This window comes from Brevibacterium sp. AGC70 (assembly GCF_057334195.1).
This window is the reverse complement of sequence record NZ_JBHFIH010000013.1, coordinates 158,932-169,473: the sequence shown is the minus strand read 5'-3', so window position 1 is coordinate 169,473 and position 10,542 is coordinate 158,932. Positions and strand designations below refer to the sequence as shown.

Below are 10,542 nucleotides of genomic sequence, written 5' to 3'. Positions count from 1 at the left end.
GGGGAGTTTCTGCATACCTGATTGTCAGAGATCCGAGCCATGCCAACCATGTGCTTGAGCTGCCGGCCACGCCGCAAGGTGAACGCCAATGAAAGAATCCGTGACGCGAGCGATATGAATTCGGTCACAGGAGATGGTCGGAGTTAGTCTTATTAGGATTGAGTTGGCGTAAGTGATGGGAAATCAGATGGGCCACAGTCGGATAGTGCGAATAGCCGCTCCAGTTTCTGGCGCGGAGTACATATCTGTGTCTGCCCCTTCTTTCAAGGCGTTGTGCTGCGGCACGGCGCCTTTTGCGTTTCCCGGGCCCGTGTCGATCGGCGGGGTCCACACTGACACGAAGATGAGGGGCGGGATATGAAGACTCTCGTGCTGAATGCCGGATATGAACCACTGTCGATTGTTCCGTTCACCAGAGCAGTGGTCCTGGTGCTCACGGGCAAAGCGACAGTCCTGGCCGCCGAGGATGTTCCGGTGAGGTCCGAACATCTGAATCTGGACCAGCCATCGGTCATTCTGCTGACACGTTATGTGAGGCCTCCTCATGACCGCCGGGTCTCCCTTTCCCGGCGGGGTGTGCTGCGCCGCGACAACCACCGCTGTGCCTACTGCGCAAAGCCTGCGACGACGGTTGATCATGTCGTTCCACGCTCACGCGGCGGGGTCAACAGTTGGGAGAACCTCGTGGCCTGCTGCCGTGAGTGCAACAACCGCAAGGGCAACAGGTCGTTGGCCGAGATCGGGTGGAAGCTCAGCTTCCACCCTCAGGAGCCGCGAACCGGTCAATTCTGGATGCGCGGGATCGACAAGCCGGTCGAACAGTGGCGTCCGTTTCTGGAGCTTTCCAGAGCCGCCTGATAGGGATATCGTCCCTGCTCGTCGCCGCTATGTCCGAACTGTGGCCCGATTCGGATAACGATGTGACATAGGCACCGGTCTCCGATCGATTCTGATTTAGGGTGGAGGCGAGAGAAGTTCGCTTCAAGATGAGGAGCTTGCGATGAATGAGCAAGACCGACCCCAGAACGACGATGCATCACCCGCGGGGGAGCCCGAAGCCGTTGTCGTCGGCATCGACGGTTCACCGCCCAGCCGCAATGCATTGGCGTGGGCAATCCAGGAAGCGAAGTCCCTGGGGAAGCCGATCCGCCTGGTCGGTGCCTACACGATCCCGAGCGTAGCTGCGGCCGCGATCGATGTCTCCTATGTTCCGATCGACGACACTTCGATCCGCGCGGCGGTGACGAACACACTCAAGGAAGCCGCCGCCGAGGTGAAGTCCGCCGGAGTGCCAGTCGAAGCAGTCATTGAGATCGGTGACGCAGCCGGTGTCCTCATCGACGAATCGAAGTCGGGAAGCCTGGCTGTCGTCGGCTCCCGCGGTCGCGGTGGATTCGCCGGGCGACTGCTCGGCACCGTCTCCAGTGCACTGCCGGCCCACTCTGCCTGCCCGACAGTCGTCGTTCCCTCTGCGTGGCAGTCCGACGCGGAGAGGACCGCACATCCCACATCCTCACGGCCCATCCGACAGGACGGCATCGTCGTCGAAGAGCCCGACCCCAATGTCGAAGCCATCGAGGGCCTGCGTTTCGACGGCAAGGTCGTCGTCGGCGTCGACTCCCTCGGCGCCGAGTCTCCGGCACTGTGGAAGGCCGCTCGACTGGCCGTGCGCCGGGGATCGCCGCTGCACATCGTCGCCGTCATCACCACGACGGTCATCGGCCCGGAATGGCTGCCCAGCACCGCGGATCTGGAGCGACTGGTCAATGAAGGCGCTGACAAGCTCGTCGTGGCCAAACAGCGCCTGCAGGCCGAGTTCCCGAACCTCGACGTCACCTGGACCCTGTTTGATGGTCAGCCCGCCGAGGTGCTCGTTCGAGCTTCTGACACCGCCGAGGTGCTTGTCATCGGTTCTCGCGGTCGTGGAGGCTTCGCCGGACTGCTCCTTGGTTCGACCTCACAGTCAGTGCTGCCGTACTCACAGTGCCCGACCATGGTCGTACGCGTCACCCGCGATCTCAACAAGCGGCGACACGATGGAGAGATCCCTGAGCCCGGGCTGTGATGCTTGGCCCCACTGAACTGGCTCTGGAACTCTGCCGGTCATTGCTCGTCGGCGATTGCCTCGATGACGACGTTGTCGGCTGATCGGCCAGAGCTGCGCTGCAGACATGTGAGGATGACCAGGCGGCCGGGTTCATCGGCCCACACGCGATCATCACCGGAGATGTCGGTTTTGGGCACAGTGTAGGAGTCGGTCACCGTGTAGTCCCGGTCTTGGAGAGTGATCGATTCACCCTTTTCAACAGTCGGCTCTCCCGCATCGACATCGATGAGCGTGTTCCCGGGCAGCTCGGCTCCTTGCACGGAGTGGATGGCGACGTAGGTCGTGCCGCGTTCGGGATGGTCAGGGGTGCCGTGGTTACGCACAACATAGCCATTGCGCAGCCCGGGGGGATTGATTGCGCCGTTGACCTCGGACATGGTCTCAAGCCCGGTATCAAGCCCTACCGATGGGATCTGGAATTCTCCGTCGAGGGCTTCGATCTGCATATCCGCGACCTCGGCTTCGCTTGGTGGCTCTTCCAGCTGAACATCGGTCTGACCCTCGGCGGTGTTCTGCTCATCGGTGAGGCCCTGAGTGAGCATCCATGCACCTGCGCAGATGAGCGCAATGATGACGACTGCGACGGGGATTGACCACCAGTCACGAAAAATTCGTGCCGACATGGTTTCCTTTCATAAGTCGGTGGCGGCCACCGAAGCAGTGGCCGCCACCGTGTCATGACTGAATCGTCAGTTGCCCGTCCTGTGACGGCGAAGTGCTCCGAAGATGAGCCCTCCGGCCACGGTCAGCAGCCCGATGCCGCCGACGAGGTTCCAGTTGAGTCCACCGTCGGCCGAGTCAACGTACGCACCGGTCTTCACGACCGGGTTGTCGTCTGGCTTATCAGCCTCGGGAATGGCGATCTCCACGGTCTCCGAGGGCACTCCGTATTCATGCGAGAAGGCTTCGTTCGATCCGGAGGCAGGAGCCGAGGCCACGAACGTCACCGACTTCTCTTCGCCTGGCTTGGCGAAGTCGGCATCGAGTGCGAGTTCGTCCGTCTCGAAGTCGACGGTGCCGTCTTCATCACAGGTGACATCGGGAGTGAAGGTTTCAAGCAGCTCCGCGTCCTCGGGGACGGTCTCGGACTGAGTGATGGTTCCGTCTTCGACGTATGCCTCGACCTTGACATCTTCGATGGTTTCACCCGGTGCGCAGTGGTCAAGGCGAACCTTGTCGGTGACCTTGGCCGGGAGCTCAGTGATCTCGGTGACCGAGACCTGCGAAGACACCTTCGGGGTGTAGAGGCCCTGGTAGGAATCCGATGCCTGAGCTGTTGTCTCCTGCCCCTCAATGACAGCTTGCAGGCTCGCGCGATCATAGTCATCGGCGTCGAAATCCTTGGGATTCCACTGGGTCACCGAACCAGTCGGCAGGCCCGAGAAGGTCACTGATACAGAGACATCGGGAACTTCGTCGGTGAACTCGAGGGGCACTTCGACTGACGATTCGCCGGACGTGATCTCCGTCGTCTCAGGCTCGGCACCGTCGACAGTGAGCTCACCGTCGAATCCGGGAACGCTGACACCCTCGGAGTTGACCAGTGAGACAACCGCCGTCGATGAGTCCTCGTCAATGGTGACCTCGGCCTTATAGGTGCCGTCTCCGGCATACTTCGCGGCTTCGTCGCCCATGAGTGCCGAGAGGTCGTAGGCGTCGGGAAGTACGTCATCGTAGAACGCGTCTGCACCGATTGCCTTGAGGTTCTGAGAGTCCTCGTTCCACCCGATTCCATCGGTGACCTCTTGCAGGCTGCGGTCGTCGAGAATGTCGCGGTGGTCGATTTCATCAGAGCTGTGGACGTGCTCGCCGATGGCCATGTCATGAGCCATCTGATCGGCCTGATCGTCGCGGGGCTCGTCCCATTTCGCGAGGATATAGGCCAGCTCGGGGGCTTCGACGGATGATTTGCCGCCTTCGTCGTAACCATTGCCCATAGGTTGGGTCAGGCCCCGGTCGATGCACCAGACACGACTGCCGGAGAGGACACCTGACGAGGGAATGTAGGCACCGTACATGGTGGCGTTGTCGACGCCGCCCTGGTTGTCCGTCTCAGGGTTTGTGGTGACTCCGGTGAAATCAGGTTCGCCCTCGTACGCGCTGAGCTGGGGGCCGAGTTCGGGCGCGGCCATTGCCGGGGACGATAGGAGGGTGCTCCCAGCGATCAGTGCAATCGTTGTGCCGACTACGGGGAGTCGTCTGCGGAGGTGCCGCATGTTCTGGTCCTTCCTGGGGTGCGCCACGAGGTGTCGGCCTTCGACTCCGCATGGTTGGGCGCAAGGCAAGTTGCCGGCGCGCGCTCCCACCTGGATAGTATAGAGCCAGCAAGGACAATTGTCGTGTTGGGTTGCTGTTGCTCTCGCCATTCGGGTGCTGGTGCCCCTCGTCGCCGAGCCTCCGGAATTTGATCGACTCGGCAATGAGGGCAATGAGGGCAATGAGGGCAATGAGGGCGCTGACAAGCTCGTCGTGGACAATCAGCGTCTGGAGGCCGAGTGCCCGAACCTCGACCCACCTGGACCCTGTTCGACGGTCAGCCCACCGAAATGCTTGTCATCGGTTCGCGCGTTCGTGGAGGCCTCGCCGAAGTGTTCTTGGCTCGACCTCGCAGCCAGTGCTGCCGCACTCGAAGCGCTCGACCATGGTCGTGCGCGTCACCCGCGATCACAACAAAAACCGGCGCGACGCTCAGTTGTCTCCGGCGTACTCTCTGGCGCGGCGGATCACGAGCAGCTGACCTATTTCGGCGATATTCTTCGTCAGTTCGACATTCACCCATGCGGCCATGTCGGCCAGCGTCTTGCCGGACCCTTCTGGCCAGGGGTAAGAGGCTTCGTCGTCCAGACGCTCGGTGTCGGCGAGTACCTGCTGCCACTGAACGTGGATGCGATCGAGCCACCGAATGATCTCCGATGCGCTCTCCGGCCACTGGATCTCGTCGGGTGAGGGTGCCGGAGTCTGGGCGAGGTGAGCAGTCGCGGTGCTCCACCACCAGCCCATGTGCCAAGTCAGCCAGGCGATCGTCGTGACGGGTACTGGATCGGGTTCAACCTTCGCCAGATCCGCACGCCAGCGGTCGTCCACCTGGCGCATCGTCCACTGGTGCGCGGACGGTGACCAGAGCAAAACCTCATCAGTCAGCGCCTCTGCGTGATATTCGAAGAGTGACCAGGCGACATCGCATTGATCGCGCAGTATGGTTCGCAGGTCTGTTGCCATCTGAGCGTCACACCTCTAACCTTACCGTCTCAACGTTTCATAGCCTGCTCGCATCAGCTGCGTGCAACGATCCGCGGCCTCGCTGGAGTTTGTCGTAGCACGTGCGATTATGCGCCAATTGACCTCACAGGCGAAAGTGCGCCCCCGGGCAGATTCGAACTGCCGGCACCCGCTTTAGGAGAGCGGTGCTCTATCCCCTGAGCTACGGGGGCGATGTGGCCTTCTTCGACCACGACCACCCAGTGTAGCGTAGAAGAAACCTGGATGTTTCACGGTGTGCCAGCACCTATTATGTGAAATTTCTCGTTAGGGTCGAATTGTGCCAGATTCCGTAGTTGACGATCAGTTCCCGGAACTCGACGATGTCTACGCCGAGTGGAAACAGCAGGCTGCCCATCTGGGCGGTCGCGACACCATGCTCCATTTCCGGGATTCGCGTGATGGCAGCATCGATCTCTCCGGAGCGCACCCGTCTGGCCTAGCCCAGCTGCTGGCCGGTCGGGCCACCCGACTCTCCAGCCTGGTCCGCGATCATGAGGTCCTCGCTGACGCACGCCGTCGAGCGAAGTCGATCCGGTCGAAGGCCGAGCAGCTCGATAACGAACGCGGAATTCAGGCGGCACACCTGGCGATCGGCTTTGCCTCGTGGACCGAAAAGGATTCCAAGTACAAGTTCAACGCCCCTGTAGTGATGCGCCATGTCACTCTCGTTCCCCGCGGCTCCCGCGTCGAGGACTTCGAGATCGTGCTGGGCGACGGAATCATGATCAACCCGGCCTTGGTTCAGCACCTGGCCGAGGCCTACGACCTGAACGTTCCCGTCGACGAATGGGTCGACGCCACCGGAGGTCCGCACGGCTTCGACCCAGGGCCGGCCCTCGATCGCCTCCGCGACCTCGCACAGTCAGTGCCAGGGCTGCGAATCAACCACCGTTTCGTGGTGTCGACATTCGCGAACATTGCGAGCCCGTTCACCACGGACTACCTGCCCACACAGCACCCGATTCTCCGTGCCCTAGCCGGCGACGAGGACGTGCGAGGGGCGCTCGGCGGCCCGTCCTACGTTCCGGCTCCTCGGCAGGAAGTGCAGCCAGAGCCGCGTCAGGAGGCCACACCGAGCGCCGACGAACAGCAGACTTCTGCCCCGGACGCAGCCGTTGGCGACGAGGATGAGTTCTCTCAGCCGACGGTGCCGATCACAGACGGGTCTCTGCCCGGGGGTGGGAAGGCCCCCGTCGAAGGTCCAAGGGATTCCACTTCGGCCGACACCGCAAGTCGGACCGCTGCAGCTAAGGACACCTCAGCTAAGGGAGTCTCTGCCAAGGACGCCTCTGCCAAGGTCGCCGAAGCAGATGGCACTGAGCGTGATGCGCCCGTACAGCCGGACCAGAGCATCGGCGAAACCACCGCGACCGCCTCAGCGTCGACGGGCTCGAAGTCGGCGGATTCGGAGACGACCGTCTCAAAGTCGGTGGGCTCGAAGGCAGTTGACTCAGCGGCAGCCACCGCCGAACCCCAGGCTGCCGAACCCCGGAGCACGGAATCTGAGACGGACGCAGACAGCTTCGCAGACTCGGACGCTGTCGAGACCGATGATGATGTCATTCCGGCCGCGCTCAAGGAACCTGTCACCCCTCTCCCTGATCGCAAACCACAGGAAGAGTTCCTCGTCATCGACGTCGATGGCGACCAGCAGGCCGTCGTCGACGCCGCAGTCTCGGGGCAGTCGGTCGTCGTCGACACCCCACCAGGGACCGGGGCCACCCAGGTCGCAGTCGCGGTGGCCACAACACTTGCCCACACAGGAAAGAGCGTTCTTTTCCTGGCGCAGACCGCCGACGCACTCGACGACTTCTCCTCCCGCCTCGGTGAGGTCGGTCTCTCAGAGTTCGCCGTGGACACCCGCCAGGGCTCCGGTGCGATCAGGAACCAGCTCGTCGGCCTCATCGGATCGGCTGAGAAGGCCGAGCGCCCTGATCTGAGCGGGCTGCTCAACGAACTCAACGAACAGCGCGAGACACTGAACGAGCATGTCTCGTCACTGCATCGTCGACGTGAGCCCTGGGACGTATCCGTCTACGAGACCATGCAGCACCTGGCGGAGCTGACATCCGGCGACGATTCTCCCCAGACTCCTGTCCGGTTCGGTGAAGATCTCCTCGAGGCCAGCGATGACCGTCGCAACGCTCTGCGCGAAAAGCTCAGCGAGCTTGCATCATTGGGCGCCTTCACTCTCGACGTCGAGGACACCGTGTGGTTCGGCGCGGACCTGAAATCGGTCGACGAAGCCGAAGCGGCACGGACCGTCGCCGAGCGACTGGGCCGAACCATCCCTGATCTGGTCAAGGCCGTCGAGCCGGTCCTGTCCAAAGCCAAACTGAATCCCCGTCGCAACCTCAATGACTGGTCACGCGCGATCAAGGTGCTGCTGCGGGTGCGCGCGACCCTCGACAGCTTCGCCCCTGACATCTACGATCATCGACTCGACGATCTCATCGCCGCGACCGGAACCGCAGAATACCGTTCCGAGGTCGGCGTAGAGATGGGCATGCTTCAGCGCAAGCGCCAGAAGAAGTCCGCGAACGAATTCCTCCGTCCCGGCGCCGAGGTCACTGACCTGCATTCGGCGCTGATCGACGTCCGGTCCCAGCGCATCGTGCTCCAGGACCTCGCAGGGCATGACGGTCGTCCACAGATTCCTCGCGGCGTCCTCGATGCTGATGAGATCCTCCAAGGCGTTGAGACCGACGTTGCCAAGATCGCACCTATTCTGGAGACCACTCCAGATGGCGGCGATCTGGGATCGATGCTCATCGAAGAGCTGCAGGCGCGGACCGAAGCCATGGGCCGTGACTCTGAGCACCTCGGTGAACTTCCGGAACGGTCCCGCATCCAGCGCGAACTGACCGATGAAGGCCTGTCTGATCTGCTCACTGACCTGCGTCGCCGCAAGGTCGACACCACGCTTGTCGGACCGGAGTTCGATCTGGCCTACTGGGCGTCGGTTCTGCAGAGGATGGCCAGCGAAGATCCCCAAGTGGGTCGTCACGACGGTGCCGCACTGCATCAGGTGGCCGAAGGCTTCCGCGAAAACGACCGTGCCTTCGTCGCAGCAGGTGCGAGCCGATTGCGGTACAACCATGCTCAGGCGTGGAAGCGGGGCATCGACAACGACCCGATCTCCGCTGGAGTCATCAAGCAGGAGCTGCTCTCCACGCACACCTCCGTGCAGAACATGTCGACGAGGGCTCCCGAGCTCCTGACGACGCTTGCTCCGGTCTGGATGGCCAGCCCGTACACGGTGCCCGAATTCTTCTCAGCACTGCCGCTCTTCGACGCTGTGGTCATCGCCGATGCGGGACGTCTCTCTGTCCCTGACGTGGTCCCCGCCATCACCCGGGCCCGTCAGGTCATCTCACTGGGCGACTCCAGACTGCTTGGTCCCCGCCCCTTCACGATCGCGGTTGATCGCTGGGGAATGGTCGATGGGAACCATCTGAGCTCAGTGCAGGAGCGCCTCGGCGAATTCCTGCCTCGAATGGAACTGTCGAATTCCTACCGACAGTCACCGGTCGGACTCATCGATCTGGCGAACCGGCACTTCTACGATTCGACGATCACGACGATGCCGACCGCGCACACAGGGGAGGGCACCGGGCTCGAGTTCTCCTACGTCGCCGACGGACGCGGGCCGACGGACATCGGCACCGGTCGTGTCGAGAGTCCTGACGCCGAGGTCAAGCGGGTAGTCGAGCTCGTGCTCAGGCACGCTCGGAACCGTTCGCGTGAGTCCCTGGCCGTCGTCGCGCTCACCGCTCATCACGCTCAGCGCGTTGCCACCGCGATCTCTCGGGCGATGAAGGACCTGCCCTATGTTGCAGCGTTCTTCAACGATTCGAGCAAGGAACCCTTTGTGGTCACCGATGCCGAACGCGTCCAGGGCATGTCTCGCGATGCCGTGATCTTCACCCTCGGCCTCGGCCGGACAGTTCACGGTCGAGTCATCCACGACTTCGGTGTGCTGTCCGGTCCCGACGGCGAGCGGATCCTCGCGGCCACAATGACCCGAGCACGCAAACGTCTCACCGTGGTCTCCAGCATCGAATCCGATGACTTCGACACGAACAGGCTCAGCGGGGGAGCGGCGCTGCTGCCACGACTGCTCGACGAACTCGCAGGCGGCGGCGTCAAGCAGCCGGGCCCACACGGCGAGATCTACGACCCGCTCTTCAACGACATCGCCGATCGTCTGCTGCAGCTTGGCGTGGTCGCTCACGAACATTACAACGGCATCGATCTGGCCGTGGCCAACTCGACTGAGGACGAGCATGGAATGATCATCGCCGTCGCCGGAGACGGACCCGAATACGCATCGGTACGCAGTCTGCGCCAGCGTGAGCGGGTCGTCCCCGAGCAGTTGGCCCGCCGCGGATGGAAGTTCGTGCGCATGTGGTCCACCGACGCCTTCGTCGATCCGCAGTCCGAGGCGGAGAAGATCTTCGAAGCTTGGAAGTCTACTGTCGAAAAGATGAGTCCGCAGGCTGTCCTCAATGCGGCTCGTGCGGCCTCGGTCGTCGTGGGTCGCACCGGCAGCCGGCCCAAACTGGTGCCAGGCCTGCCCATGCACAAGTACTCGGATTCGGGCCTCGATGCAATGATCGACTGGGTCCAGTCTGATGCCGTCGTCCGTGGTGACGGCGAGATCAAGGATCTGCTCCGAACGGCGTTGGCACAGAAGGGCAATTCCGGTCGTGGAGACTCCCAGCTGCAGGCGGCCGTGGACCGCTACCGGCAACGGCATGCACAGGCCAAACGGGTCACCGGCGCCGAGGTGGTGGTTCCCGAATCAGCACAGCACAGTCCGATGGAGGACGAGGTCGTTCCCACCTTCGATACGGGCAAGATCAGGGCCGATGAACTGCGTCAGGCGGGATTGATCGAGACCGCGAGCAATGACCAGGTGCCCAGCTCTGACGGGCAGAGTGCCCCGGATGGCACGCAGGAGGATCCGGCTGAGTTCCCAGAGACCACCGGTGGTGTGCAGGAGGCTGCTTCAAGTGAGCTGAGCGCTGAGAAGGAGCGTCCGAGCGCAGCCGATATCGAGCCGCGCACGGATGATTTGCGCTGAGATGACCGACGAGGACCTCGGGTCACAACCGCCCGAGGGTGAGCATGCACAAGACTCAGATCCTACTGATGACTCGGCTGAACATGCT

At 62.5% G+C, this 10,542-nt stretch carries 6 protein-coding genes and 1 tRNA gene; 3 read left to right on the top strand and 4 right to left on the bottom strand.

Features of this window, described 5'->3' with window-relative positions:
* Window positions 1–357: 357 nt before the first annotated feature.
* Together ACE03M_RS09620 and ACE03M_RS09615 are read left to right on the top strand one after the other, a co-directional pair.
* Window positions 358–858: an HNH endonuclease gene (locus ACE03M_RS09620; protein WP_143920546.1), complete on the top strand. Its 501-nt coding sequence runs from the start codon at window positions 358–360 to the stop codon at window positions 856–858.
* 142 nt (window positions 859–1,000) lie between these two features.
* Window positions 1,001–2,065: a universal stress protein gene (locus ACE03M_RS09615; RefSeq protein WP_485933777.1), complete on the top strand. Its 1,065-nt coding sequence runs from the start codon at window positions 1,001–1,003 to the stop codon at window positions 2,063–2,065.
* 38 nt (window positions 2,066–2,103) lie between these two features.
* On the opposite strand, the gene ACE03M_RS09610 is transcribed toward ACE03M_RS09615, so the two are convergent.
* The 4 genes from ACE03M_RS09610 to ACE03M_RS09595 form a co-directional block, all read right to left on the bottom strand.
* Window positions 2,104–2,730, bottom strand: coding sequence for a class F sortase (locus ACE03M_RS09610; protein WP_485933776.1), 627 nt, complete (start codon window positions 2,728–2,730; stop codon window positions 2,104–2,106).
* Window positions 2,731–2,796: 66 nt separating this feature from the next.
* Window positions 2,797–4,323 carry a hypothetical protein gene (locus tag ACE03M_RS09605; RefSeq protein WP_485933775.1) on the bottom strand — a complete coding sequence of 509 codons (1,527 nt, stop codon included), beginning with the start codon at window positions 4,321–4,323 and terminating at the stop codon, window positions 2,797–2,799.
* Between the two features lie 472 nt (window positions 4,324–4,795).
* Window positions 4,796–5,326, bottom strand: coding sequence for a DinB family protein (locus ACE03M_RS09600; protein ID WP_485933774.1), 531 nt, complete (start codon window positions 5,324–5,326; stop codon window positions 4,796–4,798).
* 139 nt (window positions 5,327–5,465) lie between these two features.
* Window positions 5,466–5,538, bottom strand: a tRNA-Arg gene (locus ACE03M_RS09595).
* A gap of 107 nt (window positions 5,539–5,645) precedes the next feature.
* On the opposite strand from ACE03M_RS09595, the gene ACE03M_RS09590 reads away from it, so the two are divergent.
* Window positions 5,646–10,454, top strand: coding sequence for a DUF4011 domain-containing protein (locus ACE03M_RS09590; RefSeq protein WP_485933773.1), 4,809 nt, complete (start codon window positions 5,646–5,648; stop codon window positions 10,452–10,454).
* Window positions 10,455–10,542 lie beyond the last annotated feature (88 nt).

Excerpts from the sequence above, each read along its gene's own strand:
- ACE03M_RS09620 (WP_143920546.1), top strand. The coding sequence starts at position 358 with ATGAAGACTCTCGTGCTGAATGCCGGATATGAACCACTGTCGATTGTT.
- ACE03M_RS09615 (WP_485933777.1), top strand. The coding sequence starts at position 1,001 with ATGAATGAGCAAGACCGACCCCAGAACGACGATGCATCACCCGCGGGG.
- ACE03M_RS09610 (WP_485933776.1), bottom strand. The coding sequence starts at position 2,730 with ATGTCGGCACGAATTTTTCGTGACTGGTGGTCAATCCCCGTCGCAGTC.
- ACE03M_RS09605 (WP_485933775.1), bottom strand. The coding sequence starts at position 4,323 with ATGCGGCACCTCCGCAGACGACTCCCCGTAGTCGGCACAACGATTGCA.
- ACE03M_RS09600 (WP_485933774.1), bottom strand. The coding sequence starts at position 5,326 with ATGGCAACAGACCTGCGAACCATACTGCGCGATCAATGCGATGTCGCC.